The 24,268-nt window shown below is 71.1% G+C and carries 23 protein-coding genes; 4 read left to right on the forward strand and 19 right to left on the reverse strand.

What is annotated here, in order from left to right; genetic code table 11:
• Nucleotides 1–42: 42 nt before the first annotated feature.
• Nucleotides 43–573, reverse strand: a complete 531-nt coding sequence (locus tag VHU88_07040; protein ID HEX3611427.1) for a hemerythrin domain-containing protein — start codon at nucleotides 571–573, stop codon at nucleotides 43–45.
• 74 nt (nucleotides 574–647) lie between these two features.
• A complete protein-coding gene (locus tag VHU88_07045) occupies nucleotides 648–1,148 on the reverse strand; it encodes a hemerythrin domain-containing protein (protein ID HEX3611428.1) in 501 nt (166 codons plus the stop codon).
• Between the two features lie 185 nt (nucleotides 1,149–1,333).
• Here VHU88_07045 and VHU88_07050 point away from each other — a divergent pair, with 185 nt between their 5' ends.
• Together VHU88_07050 and VHU88_07055 are read left to right on the forward strand one after the other, a co-directional pair.
• Nucleotides 1,334–2,329: a helix-turn-helix transcriptional regulator gene (locus VHU88_07050; GenBank protein ID HEX3611429.1), complete on the forward strand. Its 996-nt coding sequence runs from the start codon at nucleotides 1,334–1,336 to the stop codon at nucleotides 2,327–2,329.
• Nucleotides 2,330–2,398: 69 nt separating this feature from the next.
• A complete protein-coding gene (locus VHU88_07055) occupies nucleotides 2,399–3,013 on the forward strand; it encodes an endonuclease (GenBank protein ID HEX3611430.1) in 615 nt (204 codons plus the stop codon).
• 416 nt (nucleotides 3,014–3,429) lie between these two features.
• Here VHU88_07055 and VHU88_07060 read toward each other — a convergent pair whose 3' ends face one another.
• On the reverse strand, nucleotides 3,430–4,659 hold the full coding sequence (locus tag VHU88_07060; GenBank protein HEX3611431.1) for an acetyl-CoA C-acetyltransferase: 1,230 nt from the start codon (nucleotides 4,657–4,659) through the stop codon (nucleotides 3,430–3,432).
• 61 nt (nucleotides 4,660–4,720) lie between these two features.
• The gene (locus tag VHU88_07065) at nucleotides 4,721–6,385 is read right to left on the reverse strand and encodes a PEP-utilizing enzyme (protein HEX3611432.1); all 1,665 of its coding nucleotides are present in this window, start codon (nucleotides 6,383–6,385) and stop codon (nucleotides 4,721–4,723) included.
• 85 nt (nucleotides 6,386–6,470) lie between these two features.
• Between VHU88_07065 and VHU88_07070 the strand changes: the two genes are divergently transcribed.
• The gene (locus tag VHU88_07070) at nucleotides 6,471–7,256 is read left to right on the forward strand and encodes an SDR family NAD(P)-dependent oxidoreductase (GenBank protein HEX3611433.1); all 786 of its coding nucleotides are present in this window, start codon (nucleotides 6,471–6,473) and stop codon (nucleotides 7,254–7,256) included.
• Nucleotides 7,257–7,298: 42 nt separating this feature from the next.
• Here the strand turns inward: VHU88_07070 and VHU88_07075 are convergent, their stop codons facing one another.
• The 3 genes from VHU88_07075 to VHU88_07085 are packed head-to-tail and all read right to left on the reverse strand — an operon-like array spanning nucleotide 7,299 to nucleotide 9,914.
• Nucleotides 7,299–8,087, reverse strand: coding sequence for an SDR family oxidoreductase (locus tag VHU88_07075; GenBank protein ID HEX3611434.1), 789 nt, complete (start codon nucleotides 8,085–8,087; stop codon nucleotides 7,299–7,301).
• Between the two features lies 1 nt (nucleotide 8,088).
• Nucleotides 8,089–8,928 (reverse strand): enoyl-CoA hydratase-related protein, encoded by an 840-nt coding sequence (locus VHU88_07080; GenBank protein HEX3611435.1) that lies wholly within the window; start codon nucleotides 8,926–8,928, stop codon nucleotides 8,089–8,091.
• Nucleotides 8,925–9,914: an LLM class flavin-dependent oxidoreductase gene (locus tag VHU88_07085; GenBank protein ID HEX3611436.1), complete on the reverse strand. Its 990-nt coding sequence runs from the start codon at nucleotides 9,912–9,914 to the stop codon at nucleotides 8,925–8,927. Before VHU88_07085 ends, VHU88_07080 begins: the two co-directional genes overlap by 4 nt.
• A 27-nt stretch (nucleotides 9,915–9,941) precedes the next feature.
• Between VHU88_07085 and VHU88_07090 the strand changes: the two genes are divergently transcribed.
• Nucleotides 9,942–10,691: an FCD domain-containing protein gene (locus VHU88_07090; GenBank protein HEX3611437.1), complete on the forward strand. Its 750-nt coding sequence runs from the start codon at nucleotides 9,942–9,944 to the stop codon at nucleotides 10,689–10,691.
• Nucleotides 10,692–10,702: 11 nt separating this feature from the next.
• Here the strand turns inward: VHU88_07090 and VHU88_07095 are convergent, their stop codons facing one another.
• The 12 genes from VHU88_07095 to VHU88_07150 all read right to left on the reverse strand — a co-directional run bounded on the left by VHU88_07095 (nucleotide 10,703) and on the right by VHU88_07150 (nucleotide 24,251).
• Entirely contained in the window at nucleotides 10,703–12,235 is a 1,533-nt protein-coding gene (locus VHU88_07095) for a class I adenylate-forming enzyme family protein (protein HEX3611438.1), read from the reverse strand.
• Nucleotides 12,232–13,668, reverse strand: coding sequence for an aldehyde dehydrogenase family protein (locus tag VHU88_07100; protein ID HEX3611439.1), 1,437 nt, complete (start codon nucleotides 13,666–13,668; stop codon nucleotides 12,232–12,234). The genes VHU88_07095 and VHU88_07100 overlap by 4 nt, the downstream gene beginning before the upstream one ends.
• Nucleotides 13,656–14,939 (reverse strand): MaoC family dehydratase N-terminal domain-containing protein, encoded by a 1,284-nt coding sequence (locus tag VHU88_07105; GenBank protein HEX3611440.1) that lies wholly within the window; start codon nucleotides 14,937–14,939, stop codon nucleotides 13,656–13,658. The genes VHU88_07100 and VHU88_07105 overlap by 13 nt, the downstream gene beginning before the upstream one ends.
• A gap of 54 nt (nucleotides 14,940–14,993) precedes the next feature.
• Nucleotides 14,994–15,860, reverse strand: a complete 867-nt coding sequence (locus tag VHU88_07110) for a mycofactocin-coupled SDR family oxidoreductase (GenBank protein HEX3611441.1) — start codon at nucleotides 15,858–15,860, stop codon at nucleotides 14,994–14,996.
• Complete coding sequence (locus VHU88_07115; protein HEX3611442.1) at nucleotides 15,857–16,633, reverse strand: enoyl-CoA hydratase/isomerase family protein; 777 nt, start codon at nucleotides 16,631–16,633, stop codon at nucleotides 15,857–15,859. The genes VHU88_07110 and VHU88_07115 overlap by 4 nt, the downstream gene beginning before the upstream one ends.
• On the reverse strand, nucleotides 16,630–17,838 hold the full coding sequence (locus tag VHU88_07120; GenBank protein HEX3611443.1) for an acyl-CoA dehydrogenase family protein: 1,209 nt from the start codon (nucleotides 17,836–17,838) through the stop codon (nucleotides 16,630–16,632). The genes VHU88_07115 and VHU88_07120 overlap by 4 nt, the downstream gene beginning before the upstream one ends.
• Entirely contained in the window at nucleotides 17,835–19,268 is a 1,434-nt protein-coding gene (locus tag VHU88_07125; GenBank protein ID HEX3611444.1) for an aldehyde dehydrogenase family protein, read from the reverse strand. Before VHU88_07125 ends, VHU88_07120 begins: the two co-directional genes overlap by 4 nt.
• 2 nt (nucleotides 19,269–19,270) lie before the next feature.
• Nucleotides 19,271–20,419: an acyl-CoA dehydrogenase family protein gene (locus VHU88_07130; protein HEX3611445.1), complete on the reverse strand. Its 1,149-nt coding sequence runs from the start codon at nucleotides 20,417–20,419 to the stop codon at nucleotides 19,271–19,273.
• Nucleotides 20,416–21,612, reverse strand: a complete 1,197-nt coding sequence (locus VHU88_07135) for an acyl-CoA dehydrogenase family protein (protein ID HEX3611446.1) — start codon at nucleotides 21,610–21,612, stop codon at nucleotides 20,416–20,418. The genes VHU88_07130 and VHU88_07135 overlap by 4 nt, the downstream gene beginning before the upstream one ends.
• A 73-nt stretch (nucleotides 21,613–21,685) precedes the next feature.
• Complete coding sequence (locus VHU88_07140; GenBank protein HEX3611447.1) at nucleotides 21,686–22,879, reverse strand: cytochrome P450; 1,194 nt, start codon at nucleotides 22,877–22,879, stop codon at nucleotides 21,686–21,688.
• On the reverse strand, nucleotides 22,876–23,106 hold the full coding sequence (locus VHU88_07145) for a hypothetical protein (GenBank protein ID HEX3611448.1): 231 nt from the start codon (nucleotides 23,104–23,106) through the stop codon (nucleotides 22,876–22,878). Before VHU88_07145 ends, VHU88_07140 begins: the two co-directional genes overlap by 4 nt.
• Nucleotides 23,106–24,251, reverse strand: a complete 1,146-nt coding sequence (locus tag VHU88_07150; protein ID HEX3611449.1) for an amidohydrolase family protein — start codon at nucleotides 24,249–24,251, stop codon at nucleotides 23,106–23,108. The genes VHU88_07145 and VHU88_07150 overlap by 1 nt, the downstream gene beginning before the upstream one ends.
• Nucleotides 24,252–24,268 lie beyond the last annotated feature (17 nt).

Raw genomic sequence — 24,268 nt, forward strand, 5'->3', positions numbered from 1 at the left:
CAGCTGTCCTGAGGCCACGTCGGGTCAGTTCACATCCGGGATCTACCCCGGGGGCTCGCCGTCCAATTCCGGCGTCGTCCCTGCCTTGGCCTGCCGCAATTGTTCGCCCAGCGCGGCGAGTTGGTCCGGACCGGCGGACTCGAACAGCAGCGGGAACAACGTCTCCTCCTGCCGGGCGATGTGCCGCTCGACGTGGCCGAGCAGGTGCGCCGCGGCCGGCGCGAACGTGTTCTCCATCGGGCCGGCCCCGAGCAGTGTGTCCATGAAGTCCGCCATTTTTTCGCGGTCCGCGGTTTCTCGCTCGATCGACGCTCGTCCGTCGCTGCGCAGTTCTCCGAGCATCGGGTGCAGGCACCGGTCCTCTGCCGCGAGGTGTGCGCGCAGTTCCGCCACCAGCGCGTCGGCAGCGCGCCGACGCCCGTAGACGTTCGCCGAACGGCTGCCGGAGTCCGAACCGAGTTCGGCCAGCAGTTCCTGCAGGCGGCGGTGATCCGCGCACAGCACCTCGAGCCCGTCGTCCACGGCCGGTTCGGTCCCGATGCGGGTCGTGGCTGCCTCTGCTTGTCCTCGCATGTCGCCTCAGCGCTCCCGTTCGTCGTGCACGGCGGCCGCAGTGGCCAGACCGGGCCGGATCACGAATCGCGGGCTCAGCCCAGCAGGGCGTGTACGGCCTTCTTCAGCGCACCGGGTTGGGCCGGGTGCCGGGGGGCGCGTTCGCGGGCCTCGAGCATCTCCTGGCCGATCTCCTGCAACACGTTGCGGCCGAGCGCCTCACGGACCGTGGGGAACCAGTTCCCTTCCTCCTCCTCGATGTGGTGCTCGACGTTCTCCATGAGCACCTTCAACTTGGCGTCGAAATGGTCCGCCTCAGGGGGCATCGCCGCGAGTTCGGTAGCGAGAACATCCGCGACGTGATGCTCCTCATAGGACTCGAGAATCTCCGCGTCGACGTCCGGCACGAGTTTGCGCATCCGCGGGTACATGATCTCGTTCTCGATGTAGGTGTGGACCGTGAGCGCCTCGAGGATCTGCTGCGCCAGGCGGGCCTTGGACGCCGTCGCCTCCGGACCGAGCGCCCGCACGTCGCGGAACAGCCGACGGATCTCCTTGTGGTCCTCACGGAGCATGACAATGGCGTCGGTGGACAAGACGAACCTCCTGGGGCGCTACGGGAAAGATCCAGAAATTCCGACTGCCGTCTGCCGGCGGTCAGAACCGTTGTGAGGGGTCTACCCGTCGCCGGCGAAGACATGAATTCCCGCGTTTCTGACCTGATGTCAGATCGTCGAGCCGGGCCTGGCCCACGGCTCACACCTGGAGGGTTCGCCACCCAGTGCTCGGGAAGGCCATCGGCATGGACGTCTTCATCAGACGCGCCGCGTTCTTCGCCGAAAGCGCCGACGAAGCTCTCGACCTCGTGGACCAGAAGTACGCACGGGTGCTGACACGGCACACCGCAGGGAGCGGCCCAGGCCGACTCCGGGTGGAGGCGGCCGAGGCCGGCGTCCTGGGGCTCGACCGGTTGGCCGTCGCGGGGTTACCTGGCAGCGCCCAGGTCGAGCCGCCGGTGCAGCTGTGCCTCGGCACCTACCTGGACGGCCAGGTGCGCCACCGGATGCCGCATGCGGGCGAGATCTCCGCCACCCGCGGGGACACCGTGCTGTGCCCGCAGCACGAGTCGGTCGCGGCCGAGTGGACCGACACCGACCTGCTGCTTCTCCGACTGCCGTGGTCCGAGGTGGGGCGCAGCGCCGCGGCCTTGTTCGGCCTCGACGGCGGGATGCCACTGCAGTTCACCGGAGCGGCCCCTGTGTCGGCGCGCGGCGCCGAGGTCTACGCGGCCTTGGCGGCAATGGCGTACCACGAACTGCGCGCCACGGACAGCGTGCTGGCCAATCCACTGGTGAACCGGGAGGTCGTGGACACCATCCTCACGGCGATCGTCACGACGTTCCCGAACACCACGATGACCCGCGGATACGTTCCCGGTCCGGGCTCCGTGCACCCCGCCGCCGTTCGCCGAGCCGTAGCCTTCATCGACGCCAACATCTCCTTGCCGATCAACCTGACCGACATCGCGCACTCCGCCGGGACCTCGCCGCGCGCGATCCGCGCGGCGTTCCACCAGCACCTGGAGACAACCCCCATCGCCTACCTGCGCCGGACCCGGCTCGAGGCGGCGCACCGGGAACTCGCGGCCGCCGATCCCGAGACCTCCGACGCGGTGCGCGACATCGCCCTGCGGTGGGGCTTCTCCCGAGCCGACCGGTTCGCCACCGCCTACCGACGCACATACGGCACGTCCCCGGAGCACACCCGGCGGGCCTGAGCCCCACGGCGTTCGGGGACCGGAAACCGGGTGGCCGAGCAGGCGACCAGACGGTAATGAAGGTGAGCGATGACAGGCACGACCGACCGCAAGCGCGTGAACGAACTGCTCGAGGAGCACGGCATCACCTACGCGGCACAGGTCGGGATCCGGCTGCGCGACAAGCCCGCGCCGCTGTATCAGTTGCTGGTGCTGGTCACCTTGCTGAGCAAGCCGATCAGCGCCGATCTGGCGGTGGCCGGGACCCGTGAGTTGCTCGGCGCCGGATACCGGACGCCGCGGCGGATGAACGCCGCGACCTGGCAGCATCGCGTCGACGCGCTGACCCGCGGGCACTACCGCCGTTACGACGAGAGCACCGCGACCAGACTCGGCGAGGCCGCGCAGTGGTTGTTGGACAACCACCGAGGTGACCTGCGCCGATTGGCCCAGGACGCGGGCCAAGAACCCCACCGCGTCGCCGAGGCGCTGCAGCAGATTCCCGGCATCGGCCCGACCGGCGCGCACATCTACCTGCGCGAGGCGCAGGCGGTCTGGCCGTGGCTGCGTCCCTACGTCGACGAGAAGGTGCGCGACGCCGCCCGTGGCCTCGATCTGCCTTCCTCGACCCGCGCGTTGCGCGACTTGGCGGGCACCGACGACCTGTCGAGGTTGGGCGCCGCCCTGATCCGGGCCGCGGCCTGATTGCCTGCCAGATTGCTCAGCCGGTTCGCGGCCAGTTCGCGGGGCCGGTCCGCCCCGCAACCGCTCGGGACAGTTCATCGGACAGCTCGGTCCACGCGGGCCGCGCGGACAGGTCCAGCCAGGATCCGTCCCGCAGCAACAGGTGCAGCGCGGCTCGCGACAGCCGAACCGTCCGACCCAAGGCGTAGCCGACCAACCAGGTCGGCCCGGCGATCAGCGGATTGCGCGCCGAGCACCATGCGGGAGGGCCGCTCGAAACTTCCGTCGGGGCGCTTAAATTAACAGCGGGATCGATTCCGGAACTTGTCATGCCGGGCTACTCCTTCACAACTTCGCCCACTCCGCCCCGTGCCCTACCCAGGCAGTGATCGTCTCGCACCGTTGATCAGCGAAAAATTCAGGTGACCCGGGTCACGTCAGGCCAGTTCGAAGATCGCGGCCAGTCCCTGGCCGCCGCCGATGCACATGGTCTCGAGCCCGTAGCGGGCGCCGCGGCGCTGCATCTCCCGGGAGAGGGTGGCCAGGATGCGTCCGCCCGTGGCCCCGACCGGGTGGCCCATCGAGATGCCCGAGCCGTTGACGTTCATCCGCGCGAAGTCCTCCCGCGTGAAGCCCCACTCCCGGGTGCAGGCCAGCACCTGGGCGGCGAAGGCCTCGTTGAGCTCGATCAGGTCGATGTCCGCGAGCTTCAACCCCGCCGCCGACAGCGCCTTCGCAGTCGCCGGAACCGGCCCGATGCCCATGGTTGCCGGGGGAACACCGGCCACCGCCCAGGACACCAGTCGCACCAGTGGCCGCAGGCCGAGCTCCTCGGCGGTCGCCCGACTGGTCACGACGCAGATCGCCGCGCCGTCGTTCTGACCCGAGGCGTTGCCCGCCGTGACGGTTGCCTCCGGGTCGCTGCGACCGAGCACCGGCTTCAGCTTCGCCAGGGCCTCGAGGTTCGAGTCCGGGCGGATGTGCTCGTCGGCGTCGACGAGGACCGAGCCCTTTCGCCCGGGCACGGTGACCGGGACGATCTCCTCGGCGAACAACCCGCCGTCGCGCGCCGCGGTGGCCCGACGGTGGCTCTCCACCGCGAACTCGTCCTGCTCGACCCGGGCGATGGAGTACTCGCGGCGCAGGTTCTCGGCGGTCTCCAGCATCCCGCCGGGCACCGGGTGGTTGACCCCGCCGGCGGTGACCCGGCCGCGGGCCAGTGCGTCGTGCAGCATCACGCCGCCCGCTCCCTTGGCGCCCCAGCGCATCGACGTCGAGTAGAACGCGGCGTTCGACATCGACTCCGCGCCCCCGGCCAGCACGATCTCGCAGGCACCGGTGCCGACCTGCATCGCCGCGTAGAGCACGGCCTGCAGACCCGATCCGCACCGCCGGTCGAGTTGCAACCCGGTGACCGTGACCGGCAACCCGGCGTCCAGGGCCGCGACCCGACCGATCGCCGGGGCGTCCATCGTCGGGTAGCAGTTGCCGAGCACGACGTCGTCGATGCGGTCGACGGGCAATCCGGTGCGCTCGACCAGCGCGCGGATCACGGTGGCGGCGAGTTCGTGGGCCGCCAGCGGCGCCAACGAACCACCGAAGGCCCCGACGGGCGTGCGCAGCGGCTCGCAGACGACGACATCGGACCCGGCGGGCGCGTTGTTCACCATGCTCCTGAACATCTCACGGCCCGCGATCGGACCGGCCAGTGGGCTGCCTGACTGACCGTCAGGCCGCCGTGGTGGTCAGCAGAACCTCGCCGCTGTCGCCGTCGACGGTGATCTGCTGGCCCTCCCGGATCAGGGTGGTTCCGTGCTTCACGTTGACCACACAGGGGATCCCGATCTCGCGGGCCACGATCGCGGAGTGCGACATCGGGCCACCGACGTCGACGACCACCGCCGCGGCCTGGAAGAACAGCGCAGCCCAGGCCGGATCGGTGCCGCAGGCGACAATCACGTCCCCGTCGTCGAGTTCCACCTCGTCCGGGTCGAACACGATCCGGGCCCGGCCGGTGACCCGGCCGGGGGAGCCGGCCGCGCCGACCAGTCGATCGGTCGCGGTGTTCGTGGCGGCCGGGGGCAGGACGCCCAACGAACGCCACCGCTGCGCGGTGATCACCGACAACGCCCCGGGTCGGGCGTCGATCATCTCCGGCAACGGCAGGTCGGCGGCCAACGCGTGGGTCCGTCGTCGGCGGGCGACCCGGGCGGCCAGGTCCTCGACCGGGGTTCCATCGAGTTCGCCGAGCAGTTCGCACAGGCGCAGGAAGTGCACGTCGGCGGCGGCCGCCAGTCGGCCAGTTTCCGCCAGCCGTCGTCCGGCTTCCCGGACCACCAACCGGATCGAGTGGGTGGCCAGTGCCATCGGCACCTTGCCGTTCTCCCGCCACCGGATGTGGGTCTCCGCCAGGCCGAGCAGCCGACCGAACACGAGCCAGCGCGGCCCAGCGGCCTGCCGCAGCGCGGCGCGCGCCCGCGCCCGGGTCGCCGCGGTCTGTTCGGCTCGGTCAGCCGCCGCCGCGCCGGCGACGAGCCGGTCGACCGTGGCCGGGTCGTCGCGCCACGGGTTGGCCGACAGCTCGAACTCGTTGAACCCGCGGAAGCCGTACTGGTCGAGGAAGTACTCGCGGTCCATCCGGCCGTGGGCGACCTCGCCGAGCGCGGCGGTGGCCTCGCGCATGTGGATGCCGCCCAGGCCGGTGACGGCCGAGGTCACCAGGGACTGGGCGTCCGGACCCGCGAACTTCGCGGCGGCTTCGTTGACCTGCTTGAACAACGGCGCCGAGATCACGCTGGCCAGCACGTGCGGGACGCGGTAGCGCACGGCCTCGTCGTGGTGCGCCCGCAGTCGAGCGGTCAGCTCCGCGGCGGGTGCGGTCGACCAGTCGAGGGACAGATCGCGCCGTAGCCGCGCGTGCGCCTCGGCGCGGTAGGCCTGCGAGCGTTTGGGGTAGGTGCGCAATGCGCGGACGAAGTTGAAGCCGATCCGCGCCAACCTCAGCGGCCCGGCGCTCCTGGCCTGGGCCGTCCGCGGTGCGTCCGGATCCTCGACCACGCCGAAGTAATCGCCGTAGACTCCGGCTCGCGAGTAACCGGGCAGATTGTCGGCCATCGCCGCCGCGGGCTCGACGGTATAGGTGAACCAGCCGTAGAACACGGCGTTCCAGGTCCAGTCACCGTGGTCGGGTGCGACTCCCAGTTCGTCGGCGAACGCAACCCCGAGACCGCGTTCCTGCGGCAGCGCGATGAGTTCCTGGGTCAGCGGGGTGATCGGACGCGGCCACTGGTCGTTGGCGTTGGCCCGGGTGAACAGCGCCGAGTCGCGCGGCCAGGTGCACAGCTCGTCGTCGAGCTGTTCCTGGTAGCTCGCAAGGGCCGCTTCCTGGCTCATCGAGTCGACACCCTTCCCGGCACGATAAATCGCTACCTAATATAGCGGTAAGCCGTGATGGCCACCACAAGCCGCAGGAGGCGCCGTGCAGCTGTCCGGGACGCACGCCCTGATCACTGGCGCCTCGCACGGGATCGGGGTCGAGATCGCCCGGGAGTTCGCCGCGCGGGGCGCGCGGTTGACCTTGCTCGGTCGCGACAAGGACCGCCTGGCCGCGGTCGCCGACGAACTCGGTGCCCGCGCCGTGGTCGCCGACCTGTCCGACCCGGACCGGTTGCGCCGCCTGATCGCCGAGGTCGAGGCCGGGCACGGACCGCTGGACGTGCTGGTCAACAACGCCGCTCTGACCGCGGTCTCCCCCGCCCAGCAAGCGGAATTCGGCGACGCGAGGCTGCTGATGGACGTCAATGCGGTGGCGCCGATGGAACTGTGCCGGGCTGTGTTGCCGGGAATGCTCGCCCGCCGCCGCGGCCATCTGGTCAACATCTCGACGCTGGCCGCGGTGAGCGCGGTCCCGGAGCTCGCCCTCTACGGTGCCAGCAAGGCAGCGCTGCACCACTACACGTCCGTCCTGCAGCGCGATCTGAAGGGCACCGGGGTGCGCACCACGCTGGCCACGTTCGGCGAGGTGGCCGGGACGCACATGATGGAACAGGCGCGGCAGTCGGCGAGGATCGCCGCGGTATCGCGCCGGTTGGCCCGGGTGCTGCCGGTGCTGACCCCGGCCGACGTGGCCCGGCAACTCACCGCCGCCGTGCAACGCGATGCCCGGGTGGTGACCATCCCGCGCCGGCTGAGCGGAGCCATCATGATCCGGAACCTGCCCAGCACGCTGCAGGATCTCGTTTTCCTCGGCATCAAGCCGTCCTGAAAAAAAATCCATGCGCGATGGCGGGATCCGCACGGGTTGCATTCAGAGGAACCCGCTGCCACCGTCGACGTTGAGGTTCGCGCCGGTCACGTAGTTGTTCCGGGGCGAGGCCAGGAACGTCACGACGTCGGCGACATCGTGCGGCAGGCCGATGCGCCCGGTCTGCGCGCGGAAGCCACCCCGGGTGGCGATCCACTCCATCAGTGCGTCCGGGTCGTCGGGCACCCCTGGCGCATCGTGATCCCGTTTGGCACGCAATTGGTCGGTGAACACAGCGCCCGGCGAGACGGTGTTCACCAGGATCTGCTCGGGTGCCAGGTCGATGGAGATCTGCTTGGTCAGCATGGCCAGGGCGGCCTTGGTCGAGGTGTACGCGATACGTTCCGACCCGGGCGCGCGGGTGGACATGGCGCCCAGGACGACCGCTCGGGCCCAGGACGCCCTGCGCAGCAAGGGAAGCGCGGCCCGTAGGCAACGCACCGGCCCCAGCGCCCCGAGGTCGTAGGCGGCGAGCCAGTCCGCGTCGGTGACCTCGTACCAGCGCACCCGCTGAGTCGGCGGTCCGGCGGCCACGACCAGCGTGTTCAACTCGCCCCAGGCGTCGGCGATCGCGACGAAAGCTGCGTCCACCGCGGCGGAATCGACGATGTCGGCGGCCAGGCCGAGGCATTCCGAACCGAGTTCCCGGGCCACCTCGGCGGCAGCCGCACCGTCGCGGGCCAGCACGGCGACCCGGGCGCCCTCACCGGCGAGGCGTTCCGCGCAGGCTCGCCCCATCCCCCGGGTGCCACCGACGACGCAGGCCGCGGCACCGGCCAGACCGAGGTCCACCTCAAGCTCCGCGCAGGAAGTCCGGGGCCCGTTTCTCTCTCAGCGCGGCCAGACCCTCGCGCATGTCCGCGTGCTTCAGCGCCGCATTCATCTCCTCGACCGAGCGGGTGTACGCGCCGTCGAACGAGCCCCAGGCGTCGATCATCAACGCCCGTTTCATCGTGCGCAGCGACTCCCCCGAACTGTGCCGGGCGAGCCGCCGGGCGAACTCCGCCGCCATGGGCAGCACATCGGTGTCGACTTGTTGCACCCAACCGAGCTCGCGGGCCCGCGCCCCATCGCAGACCTCGGCGGTGTAGAGCAACGTAGCGGCGTTCGTCAGTCCGATCTGACGGGGCAACAGCCAGCCGATCCCGTACTCCGCAGGCAGGCCCAGCTTGGCGAACGAGGTCGTGATGCGGCAATCCGTGGCGGCGAACCGGAAGTCGCAGTAGGTGGCCAGCACGAAGCCGGCACCGGCGCAGGCCCCGTGCAACGCGGCCACGACGGGGGTGGAGATCAGCAGCGGGACGAGGTGATTGCGCCGCATCCCCTCCGGCGCACCGTCCGGGTAGGGCGGCAGCGGCAGCTTCTCCGGGGTGTAGGCGCCGTTGGCCGAGTTGATGGCGTCCAGCGCTCCGCTGTCCGCACCGACGCAGAAGTCGCGGCCCGCGCCGGTGAGCACGACAGCGCGGACGCCGGAGTCGATGTCCGCGTGGTGCAGCGCCCAGCGGTACTCGACGGCCATCCGCCCGGACCAGGCGTTGCGGCGGTCCGGCCGGTTCAACGTCACGGTCGCCACGCCGTCGGCCACGGAGTAGGCCAGCTCGGTGAACTCCTCCGGGGGCAGGGTTTCGGTCACGACAACGCCTCCCGCACTGCGCGCAGGTCGTCGAGCTGGTCGGGCAGATCCGGCTTGCGCAGCTCGAGCACGAGTTCGTCGACGCCGGCCGCGACGTAGCGGGCCGCCCGTTCGCGGATGCGGTCGCGGGAGCCGAACAGTCCGACGGCATCGGCGTATCCGGCGTCCACGGCGGCCTTCGCCGCACGCCGGTCGCCGGCCGACCACCGCTCCCGCACTTCGTCGACCATCGCGCCGTGTCCCATCGCCCGGGCCGCGGCGGCGTAGAACTCGCCCATGCCGCCCAGGTACAACGCGGACCAGCCCCGTTCCAAATCCCACAACGCGGGCAGGTCCGGGCCGACCGCAACCGGGCAGGTGGGCGCGACCGCGACGGCGCGACCGGCCGACGCCGTGCGGAATGCAGCAGCGAGCTCTGCGTCGTGGTCGGGTGAGTACGGGGTCGGAACCCAGCCGTCGGCCAGCTCAGCGGTCAGCCGTTGGTTACGGTCGCCGAGCGCGCCCACGTAGACCGGCACCGGCGGCACCTTGTTGGGCAACGCCGTGCGCAGTGCGCGGTGCGTGCCGAGCGGGACCGTGACCGTGGCGCCGGCGTACGCAACCCTCTCGCCGGCCACCACCGCGCGCAGCACCGCGACGGTGTCCCGGATCCGTTCGACGGGTCGTTCGAACGGCACACCGTGCCAACCCTCGACGACGTTCGGTCCGGACGTGCCCAGCCCGAGCCGGAAGCGCCCGTCGGAGAGGCTCGCCATGGTGGCCGCGGCCGCGGCGGTCGCGGCCGGGGTGCGGGCGAACACCGACGCGACGTGCGTGCCGAGCGCGATGCGTCGGGTCCGGGCGGCGCACCAGCCGAGCACGGCGAACGCGTCGACGCCCCACGGCTCGGTGATCCAGAACCCGTCGTAGCCGAGGTTCTCGGCCGCGCGCAGCAACGGTTCCAACGTCGCGGAGTCGGCGTATCGGACACGTACGGACAGGCGCATCGCTCAGCCGCCCGTACGATGACTCGCGTGACCGAACCTGCGGCTCTTCCGGTACCCAAGGCGGCCGAGGTCGTCGCGGCGCAGCTGCGCCGGGAGATTGTGCTGGGTACCCGCGCCGAGGGCGAGATGCTGCCGCCCGAGGCCGAGATGACCGCCGAGCTCGAGGTGTCGCGCCCGACGCTGCGGCAGGCGCTGCGGATCCTGGAGACCGAGCGACTGGTCACCGTGCAGCGCGGGCGCCGCGGCGGCACTCGAGTCAACCGGCCATCGGCCAAGGTCGCCGGTCGCTACCTCGGCAACGTGCTGATGTTCCACGCCACAACGCTGAACGACGTCCACACCGCGCGGCTGATGCTGGAACCGGCCGCGGTCGCCGAGCTCGCGGTGCGCCCACCGAGCAAGGACCAGTTGGACAGCCTGCGCGACCTGCTCGCGCAGACCCGCAACGAGACCGACCCAGCGATCCTCTGCGCGGTCGGCGGCCGGTTCCACACCGCTCTGGTCGCACTGGCCGGCAGCCCGGCGTTGGCCCTGTTCCAGGAGCTGGTCCAGCAACTGATCGACGCGCACAGCGCCCGGTTCGAGAACCAGCGCGCCCGCAACCGGGAGCCGTCGCGATCCGGGGAACTCCTCGACGCGCACGAGCAGGTGATCGTGCTGATCGCGGCGGGCGACACGACCAACGCCGCCCGCTGCTGGCGCGAGCACCTGGAGTCGATCCAGCGTCGGCTGGCCGCCACCGTGGACACGGCCACCGTGCTCGACCTGGAGATCTGACAGCCCGTCAGTCACGCTGGTGTTCCGGCCGCAGCGACGGCGAGTTCCTGCACAGCTCGGCGATCGACCTTGCCGTTGGGCACTTTCGGCAGCTCCGGCACCACGAACACCCGGCGCGGCCGCTTGTACGGGGCCAGCCGCGCCGCGACGTCGGCCAGCACCTCCTCCGCGGTGGCACTCGCCTCGACCAACGCCACCGGGACCTCACCGAGCCGATCGTCGGGCAGCGGCACCACGACGGCCTCCCGCACCCGCGGGTCGGCCTCCAGCGCCGCCTCGACCTCCTCGGGGACGACGTTGAAACCTCCGCAGATGATCGTGTTGCGCAGCCGGCCGGTGATGTACAGGTAGCCGTCCGCGTCGAGGTGGCCGAGGTCGCCGGTGCGCAGCCAACCCTCGGCGTCCAGCGGGCTCTCGCCGGGATCGGCGCCCACATAACCGGCGGTGGCCGAGGAGGTGCGGGCCCGGATCTCACCCTGCTCGCCGGGCGTGGCCTCGTCGCCGGTGGCGGTCACGATGCGCAGTTCGACGCCCGGCAGCGCCCGACCCACCGAGCCGGGGCGTCGCCGCCCGGCCAGAACGTCCTTGACACTCTCCACCGCGATGCCGCCGAAGGCCTCGGTCTGACCGTAGGCCTGCAGGACGGGGACCTTGAAGCGCGCCTCGAACTCCTCCCGCAGCGCGGGTGGCAGCGGCGCGGTCCCGGAGCCCACGTAGCGGACGGCTCCGAGGTCCTCGCCGGGTTCGAGCGCGTCCAGCAGGATCCGCAGCATGGTCGGGTTCAGCGTGAGCGCGTCGATGCCGTGCCGGTCGAGCAGGCGTTTGGCGGTGCGGCCGTCGAACTTGCGCAGCAGCGCGACCCGCCGGCCGACGTAGAGGGCGAAGAGGAGGCGGACGACACCGGCGGTGTGCGACAGCGGATTGGCGATGAGGTTCGGCGGCTTGTCCTCGCCCGCCAGCGGGGTCGGGCTCGTGTCGCTGCGGAACGCCGACACGGTGGCGCGCACGTTGGACCAGGCGGCCTCGTGGGTGAGCACAACCCCCTTCGGCGCACCCGTGCTGCCGGAGGTGAGCAACACCAGCGCCGGCTCAACCCCCGCGCCCACCCCCGCAACGTCAACGAAACCGTGGCCTGTAGCCCTCACTTCCGCTGACGTCAGGCGGGGGAAAGGGGTGACGGGGCCGGTGACCTCGGTGCGGCAGGGGTCGTCGGGATCGGCGATGACGGCGCTGATGCCCAACGCCTCGACCACGCGCGCGACCTCGGCCGCCGGCGCGGCCGGATGCATCGGCACCGCGGCGGCCTCGCGCAGCCAGACCGCGCACAGTGCGGGCAGGAAGCGTTCGTCGTTGCCGATTCGGACGATGACCCGCTCACCGGGTGCGACGCTCAGTTCACCGGCGATGCGGGTGGCCGCCGCGGCCAACTCCCCGTAGGTCCACGGGCCGTCGTCCTCGACGAACACGAAGCCGGCGTCGGGGTTCTCCGCCACGCGCCACGCGAGCAGCTTGGCCAGCGAGCCGCCGGGGATGCGTTCGGTCATCGCGCGGGGTACTTGATCGTCTTGAGCGCGGTGTACTCGGACAGGCCCTCGGGACCGTTCTCCACGCCCAGCCCGGACCGCTTCCTGCCCCCGAACGGCACGTCCGGGTTGGTCCAGCCCGGCCCGCCGTTGAGGTCGACGCTGCCGGCTCGCAACCGGGTGGCGAGTTCGAACACAGCGGCACTGTCGTGGCCCACCACGTGTGCGGCCAGCCCGTACGGCGAGTCGTTGGCGACCGCGACGGCCTCGTCGTCGTCGGCGATCCCGATCACCACGGCGACCGGACCGAAGATCTCCTCGCGGGCCACCGGCCAGGAATTGTCGACGTCGGCCAGCACGGTGGGCAGGTAGTAGGCGCCGCCCGCGAGCCGGTCCGGCAGGCGGTCAGGTCGGGCCGCGCCGTGCACGACGGTGGCACCGCGGTCGAGCGCGCCGGCCACGTAGGCCTCGACGCGCTCCCGCGCCGCGGCGCGAATCAGCGGACCCATCGTGGTCGCCGGGTCGCGCGGGTCGCCGACAACCGCCTTGCTGAGCAGAGTGGCGATCCGGTCGAGGTACTCGCTGCGGACGGTCTCGTGCACGAGGTGACGGGTCGTCAGTACGCAGCCCTGCCCGGCATGGGTGGTGACGCTGTGCGCACCGAGGCGCGCCGCAAGTTCCAGGTCCGCGTCGGCGCGCACGATCAACGGGGACTTCCCGCCGAGTTCCAGCAGCACCTTGGTCAGCCGGGGCGCGGCAGCGGCGAGGATCGACGCACCGACCACGTCGGAGCCGGTGAACGAGATCAGGTCGACGCCGGGGTCGGTGGTGAGCGCGACGCCGACGGCCGCGCCGCCGGCGACCACCTCGAGCACCCCGGGCGGCAGGTCGGCCCGCTGCCACGCCTCGGCGATCAGCAAGGCCGAGAACGGCGTGAACGGCGAGGGCTTGAGCACCACAGCGTTCCCCGCAGCCAATGCCGGGCCGAGCTTCATCACGATCTGGAGGAACGGGAAGTTGTACGGGGTGAGCGCGGCGACCACGCCGTACGGCTCGCGGCGCACCACCCAGTTGCCGACCACGCCCAAGCCGTCCGACCGGGTGGTGACCACCGGCGGCCGCGGGTCGAGTTCAGGTCGTCGGGCGGCGTCGGCCCAGTACGCGAGGTGCTGCAGGGCCAAGCCGACCTGCTGACCGCGGGCCAGAGTGACGGGGCAACCGGTCTCGCCGACAACCACGTCGAGGATTCGCTCGGCGTCGCCGGCCAGCACCTCGAGCAGGCGACGCAGCAGGGCACTGCGGCCGACCGCCGTCTCTCGACCCCACCCCCCATCAATAGCCCGGCGAGCCGCCGCGACCGCAGCCGCAACCTCTACGGGCGAGGCGTGCGGCACCTCCCCGAGGACCTCGCCGGTCGCCGGGTCGAGGACCCGCTCGACGCTCAGCGCGCCCACGGGCCGCTGGTCGGGATCGGCATGCCGGGCAGCAGTCCATGGTCGGCCGGGGCGGCGGGGAACTGCGGCAGCCCGCTCACGCGCGACGGCAGCCGCACCCGGAACGTGCCGTGCGCGGTGCGTTCCTCGAACTGGTTGTGGCAGGCGACACTGACGGCCACCTCGGGCCACCCCCCAGAGGTGTCCACCGAGTCGATGGAACCGGTGATCCGAGTCAGGTCGCCCAGGGTGTTGAAGCCGGTCATGCGGTCGTCACAACTGACCAGGATCGCGTCATCGCCCATCCAGTCGGTGACCACGTGCGCCATCCACGCGTTGCGCAGCATCCCGTAGTCGTACGCACGACGGGCACCTACCGAGCGGGCGAACTCGTCGTCCCAGTGCACCCGCATCGCGGAGTCCCAGGCCCCGTCGGCATTCCGCTCGTAGAAGCCGCCCATCCGCTGCCGGTTGCGATGGTTGAGCTTGTACGGGTAGATCTCGTGGCGGCCGTTGCCCTGCAGCCAGGCGATGATGTCGCCGATCACCATGGGCCCGCGGTAACGGGGCGTCAGTTCCTCGCCCACGACGACGTCCTCGACGAAACGAGGCTCGACACCACGGGTGGTCTCGGCCGCGTAGTGCGCGTCCACGACCGCGAGTTCGTCGTCACTGTAGATGTGCTGCGTCGGCGGCTCGGTCTCGGTCTTGTTCCGTTCGGCCGCGGTGTGCCGCTCGGTGTGCACGAAGTTGGCGTCCCAGATCGCGATCAGCTCACCGGCGTCGTTCCAGTAGACGCGGCGGCGCACCGAGTACGCCGACCGGCCGCCGAACCGCGACTCCTTCTCCTCGATCGACACGTAGAACCGGCGCACCCAGAGCCGGTCGCCCTCGTGCACCTGACGGAAGAAGCGAATGGCGTCGCCGGCCCAGAACATGTGGACGCCGGACAACGCACCCCGGCCGCGCTTCCGGTCGCCCGGCCGTTCCTGGATCTCCGGGGTGAGGCCCGCGCCCTCCAGGAATCCCGGCGGGGCGATCACCGAGCCCCAGCGACTGCCGGCCGCGTGGTCCGGGTCGGTCCACAGCGGGTTGTCGTCGCCGAAACCGTGCGCGTAGTGGCGGATCCCGTCGCGGCTGGCCTGCTCGTTCCAGCTGGTCCACCGGTCGTAGGGCCAGTCCAGGCCGATCTTCTCCCGGAACCGCTCGATGCCCGCGGCGGTGAGCCGACCGAAGGCCTCCTGCTCCGGGGCCTTCGCCTCGAGCGGGGCGGAGATGTCCGTCGTCGTCATGCGCGCTCCCTCGGCGAAATAAATCGCTCTATGTATAGTCGATTTGTCGCCCACTCACCAGCGCACGGCCATACCGGCGTCCACCGGGAGGCTGACACCGGTGACCAACCGGGCCTCGTCCGAGCACAGGAACGCGATCGCGGCGCTGACGTCCGCGGGTTCGGCCCAGGGCTCGGGCAACACGTTGAGGCGCTGTGCGATGCGCGCGAACTGTTGCACCGACTGGTCGTCGCCGGGCTTGGCGCCCCGGCCGGGCAGGAAAAGCTCGTAGGTCGACTCGTTGTGGACCATCTCGCTGTTGACCGTCGTCGGGTGCACGGTGTTGACCCGGATCCGGTGCGGGCCCAGTTCCAGCGCGAGGCCCTTCATCATCCCGACCAGGCCGTGCTTGGCTGCGCAGTAGTGCACGCAGTTGGCGATGCCTCGTAAGCCGGCGGCGGAACTGGTCAATACGATCGACCCGCCGCGCTGCTGGTCGGATCCGGCGCCTGCCAGCAGATGCGGCAGCGCCGCCTTCACCGTGAAGAAGACCCCGGTGAGGTTGATGTCGATCATCGTGGTCCACTGATCAGCCGTCAGATCCACGGCGGGCGCGTACTGCGCGATGCCCGCGTTGGCGATCACGACGTCGAGTCGGCCGAGTTCGCCGACGGCGACCTCGAGCACCTTCTGCAGTCCCGGCAGGTCGCGCACGTCGGCCTGTTCGGCGATGACGCGCCGGCCGGTCGCCTCCACCTGGCGCACGGTCTCGACCAGGTCGGCGGGGGTGGCCATCGGGTAGGGCGCGGTGTCGACATCGGCGCACAGGTCGACCGCAATGATGTCCGCGCCCTCGTTGGCCAAGGTCACCGCGTGGCTGCGCCCCTGACCGCGGGCCGCGCCCGTGATGAACGCGACCTTGCCCGTCAGCCGTCCAGTCATCTGATCTCCGGTTCCGGGCCCTTGCCTGGCTTGAACTCGGTCTGGGACAAGGGATTCGAGAGCTGTGGATAGACCAACAGCACCTCACGGGCCGCCTGCGGCGACATCGAGAGGGAGTCCCACACCGCCTTCACGGTGCCCTGGATCGCCAGCGGCGGCTTGTCCGCCAGTCGCTGAGCGAGCACCTGCGCGCGGTTCCACAGTTCGGCCTCGCCGCCCGCGACGACCTCGCTGACCAGGCCGATGGAGTACGCGCGTGCCGCGCCCATGCGTTCGTCGAGGCCGAACAGCGCGATGCGCATGGCCTCCCCCAGCGGGATGCGGCGGGCCAGGCCGGCGGGCTCCAGCGCGGACAGCATTCCGTAGGTGGTGTGCGGGTCGAAGAACGTCGCGTCGGCCGAGCAGATCACCACGTCGGCCTCGTTGATCCAGTAGAAGGCACCGCCCGCGCACATCCCGTTCACCGCACAGATCAACGGTTTCCAGACCCGGTTCTGCTTGGCGCCGAGGAAGAAGCCCGGGTCGTCGGCACTCCACGGGTTCGGATGCCGGGTCCTCCCGGCCTTGCGGTCGACGCCGGTGGAGAAGGCACGCCCGCCTGCCGCGCGCAGCACGACGACCCGGACCTCGTCGTCGACGCGACAGCGCTTCCAGATGTCGGCGAACTCGTCCAGCATCGGCTGGTTGAACGCGTTCATGACCTCGGGCCGGTTCAGCGTGATCGTCGCGACGCCGTCGGCGAGATCGAACAGGACCGTGTCGTAGTCGCTCACCGTTTGCTCTCCTTCGGATCCCGGGGCAGGCCCAGCACCCGCTCGGCGAGCATGGTCTTCAAGATCTCCTCGGTGCCGCCCGCGATCCGGTAACCCATGCTGCCCATCAGCCAACGGTTCCAGTTGAACGTGCCCCAGGCACCGGTGTCGGCAACGAAGGCCGGGCCGAGCAACTGCGCGGCCAGGTCGCCGATCCGTTTCTGATTGCTTGCCAGCAGCACCTTGTCCATGGCCCGCTCGGCGCCGGACAGCGATTGCTCAGGCAACGCCTGCATCCGCTGCTGCTGGAACCGGGCGACCGCGAGCCGCGTGTGCAGATCGGCCCAGCAGTCGCGCACGGCCGGGTCGGTCGCCTGCCCGGTGCGTTGGGCGAGCGTGCGCAGCAATGCCATCGCGCGGGCATTGGCCTCGTGCGACCGGTCGCCGACGGCACGGCGCTCCCCGGCCAGCGCGGCGGTGGCTACGGCCCAGCCGGCGCCCTCGTCGCCGAGTCGCAATGCGTCGTCGAGGACGACGTCGGTCAGGAACGTCTCGCAGAAACTGGCGCCGCCGGTGAGCTGCCGCAGCGGACGGACCTCCACGCCGGGCGTGGTCATCGGCACCAGGAACATGGTCAGTCCACGGTGTTTCGGTGCCTCCAGGTCGGTGCGCACCAGAGCCAGGCCGAGGTCGGCGAAGGTGCCGTTGGACGTCCACACCTTCTGCCCGTCGACGCGCCAGGTGGTCCCGTCGCGGACGGCGCGGGTGCGCACGCCGGCCAGGTCGGAGCCGGCGTCGGGCTCGGAGAACAGCTGGCAGCCAACGGTCTCCCCGCGGTGCATGGGCACGGCGTGCGCCGCGAGTTGCTCCGCGCTGCCGTTGCTCAGCAGCGCATGGCTCAACGTTCCCAGGCCGATCCGCAACGGGTTCATGTCCGGGATCTCGAACTGCGCCTCGAGCGTGCTGTAGAGCCGGTCGTACGAGGCGGGCAGACCCGCCCCGCCCTGCTCGACGGGGCCGGTGATCCAGCCGAAACCGGCTGCCCATCGTTCGCGCTGCCACGCCAGCGCGGCGTCCGCCTCGGCCCGTTCCTGCGCGTCGGTGGTCTCGTGGAACAGCGCGAGGCCTTCCTCACCGTGGCCCCATTCGGTAGAGACGGGACCGCGCCGAGTGACGTGCGCGGTGAGGAATTCAACCGCGCTGGTCTCGAACTCCTCGGGCGTCATGCCAACCCCACATGGATGTTCTTGACGCGGAGGAACTCGCGCAGGCCTTCGCGACCACCCTCGACCCCGCGTCCACTGGCCTTCCAGCCACCGAACGGCGCGGCCGGCGGCAGCCCGGCCAACCCGTTCACCGAGACGTACCCGGCCTCCAGCCGACCGGCCACCCGGTGCGCGCGGGCGACGTCGTTGGTCCACACGTACCCGGCCAGGCCGTACCGCGTGCTGTTGGCGATCTCGACCACCTCGTCCTCGGTGTCGAACGGTGTGATGGCCAGTACCGGGCCGAAAACCTCCTGCTGTGCAAGGGAACTGGCCGGGTCGACATCGGCGAAGACTGTGGGCTGCACATAGGCCGGCCCCGGCCCGCGCTCGCCTCCCGCAACGAGGCGGCCGTGCTTGTCGGCGACTGCGTCGGAAATGACGCCGAGGATGCGGTCCGCCGCGGCGACGTCGACCACCGGGCCCATCCCGGTGGCCCGGTCGAACGGGTCGCCGAGGCGGACCGACTCCGCCATGGCCACCGCGGCGGCGAGCACGGCGTCGTAAATGCCGCGCTGCACGAGCAATCGGGTCGGCAGAAAACAGCCCTGGCCGCTGTTCTGCACGGCCCCGAGGAGGACCCCGAGCTTGCCGACCCGGGCGGGGTCGGCGTCGTCGAAGACCACAGCGGCGGACTTCCCGCCGAGTTCCAGCACACACGGTATGAACCGCGCCGCGGCGGCGATGGACACCGCGCGGCCGGCGCTTTCCCCGCCGGTGAAGCTCACCATGTCGACCGCGTCGACGAGCGCGGCACCCACGTCGCCGCCGCCGCCGAGCACGCCGAGCACGCCGTCGGGCAGGTCGAGCAGTCGGGCCAGGTGCACCGCGGCGAACGGCGCGAGCTCGGACGATTTCAACAGCACGGCGTTGCCCGCGGCCAGCGCGGGCGCGACCTTGAGCGCCGCGGCGATGACCGGCCCGTTCCACGGGATGATTGCGCCGACCACTCCGTGCGCGGACGGGACGGTGTAGTCGAGAACGCCACCGCCCACCGGGGTGACCGCCCCGCCGAGCTTGTCCGCCCAGCCCGCGTAGTGCGCGAACCACTCCGCGGCCGCCAGCACCCCGGCCTTCGTGGCGCGCAGCGGCGCGCCCATCTCGAGAGTGGTGAGGGCGGCGAGTTCGTCAGAGTTCTGACGGATGGTCAGGGCAACGCCGAACAGTGCGTCGCGGCGGGCGGCGGCGTCGGCCGCCCAGTCCGGCTGGGCCTTGCGCGCGGCGGCGAGGGCGTGCCCAACCTGGTCTGTGCCGGCGAGTCGGAACTCGCCGGTGAGGCTGCCGTCGCCCGGGTGCACGTAGGTCCGGGTCTGCCCGGTGCCCTCGACGAGCGCGCCGCCGATCCAGCAGGTCACGCCCCGCAGCAGCGCTCGGGCGGTGGCCGAGTCCACGGTCAGATCCCGAGCCGGTCGGCCAGCAGCGCTCGGTGGTGCCGTGGATTGCCGAACAGGATCTCCGTGCTCTTCGCGCGTTTGAAGTACAGGTGGGCGGGATGTTCCCAGGTGAACCCGATCCCGCCGTGGATCTGGATGTTCTCGGCCGTGCAGTGCGTGTAGGCCTCCGAGCAGAACGCCTTGGCCAGGCTGGCCAGCACGCCGACCTCGTCGCTGCCTTCGTCGACCGCCCAGCCGACCGCGTACGCCGCGGAAGTCGCGGACTCCACAGCGAGCAGCATGTCGGCGCACTTGTGCTTGATGGCCTGGAAACTGCCGATCGGGCGACCGAACTGCTCCCGCACCTTGGCGTACTCGACGGCCATCTCCAGCACCCGACGGGCACCGCCGGCCTGCTCCGCGGCCAGCCCCGCGGCGGCCAGGTCGAGAGTGTCGGACAGCGGTTGCGCCGCGCCCCCTTCCTCGCCGATGAGCCGCGCCCGGGCGCCGTCGAAGACCAGCCGGGACTGCTTGCGGGTGGCGTCCAACGTGGCCAACGGTTCCCGGAGCACGCCGGCGGTCGCCGGATCCACGGCGAACAGCGACGGTCCGACCGCGGTGCGCGCGACCACGAACAACAGGTCGGCGACGTGCCCGTCGGGCACGAACAACTTCTCCCCGCTCAGTACGTAACCGCCGTCGGCCGCCGTCGCCCCCATGGTGAGGTCGGCGGCCCGCCAACTGCCCGCCGCCTCGGTGACGGCCAGCGCCGCGACGGTGCTGCCCGCCGCGATGCCGGGCAGGTACTGCGCGCAGGCGGCCTCGTCGCCGGAGCGCAGCACTGCGTTCGCGGCCAGGACCACGCTGGACAGGAACGGCGCGCACAGCAGTGCACGGCCCATCTCCTCCAGCACGATCTGCAGGTCGACGAACCCGAACCCGGACCCGCCGAACTTTTCCGGCAGCGCCAGGCCCTGCAGCCCGATCTGACCTGCCATCAGGTTCCAGACCGCTGGGTCGTAACCGGTCTCGGTCTCCATCAACCGGCGCACCTCGGTCTCCGGCGACCGTTCGGCGAGGAACCGTCGCACGGTGGCCCGCAGTGCGTCCTGCTCGTCGGTGAACACGAACATCGGGCTGCGTTCGTCCACCTCTGACACGGCGCTCATCGCCACACCTCCGCAAGTCCCAACACCCTGTCGGCGATCGTGTTTCGTTGGATCTCGGCGGTACCTGCGCCGATCGTGCTGGCCCGGGTCCGCAGGAACCCGCGCAGCCAGGCCCCGTCGTGCTTCCCGCCCGCGGTGAGGTGCTCGTCGGCGGGCGCCAGTGCGCCCTGCGCGCCGAGCAGATCCGTGGCGAGTTCGTGCAGGCCCTGCTCGAAAAGTGCGTGCTGCAGGCGGATCACCGAGGCCAGCGGTCCCGGCTCGCCGCCCTCGAGAACTCGGGCGAGCACACGCTGCCCGCTCCACTCGAGCAACCGGGCACCGGTGACGGCGCGGGCCAGGGCGTCGCGGTCGTAGGCGTCCACGGTGCGGCCCCGGCGCCGGGCCAGTTCCAGCAGGTCGCCGGTCACCCGTCGATACCGCATGCCGGACGAGGCCAGCGAGGTGGACCGCTCGTGACCGAGCGTGGCCCGGGCCACGGCCCAGCCGGTGTTCTCCGCCCCGATCCGGTCGGTGGCAGGGACGACGACGTCGTCGAGTTCCACCTCGGCGAAATGCGCCCCCCCGGTCATGTCGCGCAGCGGCCGCGCGGTCACGCCAGGGGCATGCATGTCCACCACCAGCGCGGTGATACCCGCCGCGCCCGACCCGGCCGGCCCGGTGCGCGCCAAGCAGAGCATCCAGTCCGCGAAGTGCGCGCCCGAGGTCCACACCTTGCGCCCGGTCAGCCGGTAGTCCGAGCCGTCCGGGACCGCGCGGGTACGCAACGACGCGAGGTCGGATCCGGCGTCCGGCTCGGAGAAGCCTTGGCACCACAGTTCGTCGGCGCGGATCAACGGACCCATGAACCGCTCGAGTTGCGGCGCCGTGCCGTACCCGAGCAGCGCCGGGCCGACGATGCCACCGATCCGCGACGGCGCTACCGGCGTGCGAGCCACGGCCAACTCCCGGTGGTGCACGGCCTGCAGCCGCAGCGGCAGTCCCATCCCGCCCCAGCGTCGTGGCCAACCCGGCGCAGCCCAACCGTGCTCGGCCAGGGTTGCCTGCCAGGCCTTCTGGAACACCAGCCGTTCCGCGGCCGCCAAAGGGGATGTGCTCCGCGGGGTGCGGCCGGGGTGGTGCTCGGCGAGGAACTCGCGCAGTTGCAGGGCCAATTCGCTCGCGGAAAGGCCGCTGCGGTCGGGGTTCGAACTCATGCCGCCGCCTCGTTCCTCGGCGACGGCATGAGGCACGTCCGGGCTGTGCTCATTGATTCGCTCGCAAGCTCGCTCATGCCTGCCAGACCAGCGGGAGTCGGTCGAGCCCCATCGCGCCGCCGGCGTGCACGGTGATGCAGCCGCCCGGGGCAATCTCGTAGTTGGGGATTCGTGCGTGCCAGAGCCGCAGCGCGGTGGTGATCTCGTCGCGGGCCAGGTGCGACCCCGCGCACCGGTGCGGCCCGGCGCCGAACGCCAGGTGCCGGTTGGCGGTGCGGTCGAAGCGCACCCGTGCCTCGTCCGGGAACTCCGCGGGGTCCTGGGCGGCCAGGGCCGTCGAGAGCAGGATCCGTTCGCCCTTACGCATCAGCACTCCGGCGAACTCGACGTCCTCGGTGAGCGTGCGCGCCGGGTTGATGAACGAGTGCACCCGCAGCAGTTCCTCCACCGCGCCGGGCAGGATCGCCGGGTCGGCCGTCAATTGCCTGCGATGGTCGGGGTTCTGGGCCAGGAACCGGAAGCACCACGCCAAGGCCGCGGTGACGGTGTCCAGCCCGGCGACGAACAACAGGAAGCAGAGGTTCTGCACCTCTTCGGCGGAGACCGGCCGGCCGTCGATCTCGCTGCCCAGCAATGCGGAGACCACATCGTCGCGGGGCTGCTCGCGCCGCGCCGCAATGAGTCCGCGCAGGTAGTCGTTGATCTCGAGGCCGGCCACGCGGCGCGCCTCGGGCTTGTCCTGACTGTGCAGCAGTTTGCTGTTCCAAGCGACGAATCGGGGTGCCTCGGCCGCGGGCAGGCCGAGGATGTTCGTGAAGATCCGGCTCGGGAACGGCTCGGCGAACTCGCGCACGAACTCAGCGCCGCCGCGGTCGGCGAGGCCGTCGATCAGGTCCGCGCAGGTCTCGGAGATCGCCGCGGTGCGTGCGGTGACCGCCTTCGGCGCGAACAGCGGCGCTATCACCCGGCGGTAGGCGGTGTGCTCCGGCGGGTCCAGCTCGAGCGGGGCCAGCTTCTCCTTTCGGGAGACGTGGGCCGGGATGCCGGTGGCGGAGCTGGAGAACAACTCCGGCTGCTGCAGCGCCGTGCGGATGTCCTGCGCCCGGGTCAGGATCCAGTAACCGCCGTGGTTCGGGCTCCACAGCGCCCGTTGGTCGCGCAGCGCCCGGAACGCGGCGAACGGGTCGGCGAGGAACTCGGCGCCGAACACGTGGTCGACGTCGCGAACCAGTTCGGCCGGGACGTGATCGGGGCGCGTGCTCGTCACGTCGGCTCCCCGTAGAGCGGTCGGCGGGCGCCCTGCGCCACGCGTTCCTTCGCCTTGTGCAGCAGGCCGAGCCGGTTCTGCGCCGCGGCCCGCTCCGGGCCGTCGGGCAGCGTGGTCAGCCGGGACGTGGTGGCGACGATCTCCGCGGTCAGGCGTTCGGTGGCCTCCTCGACGGTGAGCAGGTCGAGGTCGGACCAGTCCGAGGTGTTCGGGTCCGGCCGGGGCATCAGACCGCCCGCGGGAAGTTGAACAGCTCGCGACTGTTCCACTCGACCATCCGGTGCACCTCGTCGTCGGGGATCTCGGCGAAGACCTCGATGGCCCGCTTCCGGCTGTTCGGCCAGTTCGAGTCCGAGTGCGGGTAGTCGCACTCCCAGGTGATCCGGTCGACGCCGATCTCGTGACGGCTGCTCAGCCCGTGCACGTCGTCGATGAAGCAACCCCAGATGTTCCGCCGGAACAGCTCCGAGGGCGGGACCTCGCGGTTGACGTTCTGGTACCAGCGGTGTCGCTCCCAGACGTAGTCGGCGCGCTCCAGGATGTACGGGAGCCAGCCGATACCACCCTCAGCCAGCGAGACCTTCAACCGGGGGAACTTGTGGAACACCGGCGAGAACATCAAGTCGGTGGCCGCGAACATCGAATTGCAGCCGAACAGGGTGATCGTGACCGCGAACGGTGCCTCGGGCGCGGTGGTCGGCGCCTGGCCGGAGGTGCCGAAGTGCAGGCACAGCGGTAGCCCCGCCTCCTGCGCGGCGGCGAACACCGGGTCCCAGTGGTCGGTGTGGAACGAGGGCAGGCCGAGTGGCACCGGGTTCTCGGTGAACGAGATCGCCTTGACGCCCTTGGCCGCGGTCCGTCGGATCTCCGCCACGGCGGCCGCCACGTCCCAGAGCGGCAGGATCGCGATCGGGATGAAGCGCTCCGGGGCCGCGGCGCACCACTCGTCGAGCATGAAGTCGTTCCAGGCCTGCACGCACAACAGAGCGAGCGCCTTGTCCTCCGCCTGCAGGAAGACGGTGCCGGCGAACCTTGGGAACGACGGAAAGCACAGCGCTGCCTGCACCCCGTCCAGGTCCATGTCGATGACACGGGCCTCGGGCTCGTAGCAGCCGGGGATCATGTCGGTGTAACGCATCGGCTCGGTGCCGAACTGCTCCGGGGGCCGGCCCGCGACCGCGTTCAGCCCGATCTGCGGGTAGCGGCGGCCCTCGTACAACCAGACGTCGGTGCCGCCCCCGGGCCCGTCCTCGCGGACGATCCGGGGACCGGCCTCACGCAGCGCGGCGGGCAGGCGGTCCTGCCAGACACGCGGCGGCTCGACCAGATGGTCGTCGACCGAGATCAGCTGCATGTCGTCCCGCAGCGGCATTCGGCTCACCTCGCGAT

The organism is Sporichthyaceae bacterium (assembly GCA_036269075.1).
Taxonomy (GTDB): domain Bacteria; phylum Actinomycetota; class Actinomycetes; order Sporichthyales; family Sporichthyaceae; genus DASQPJ01.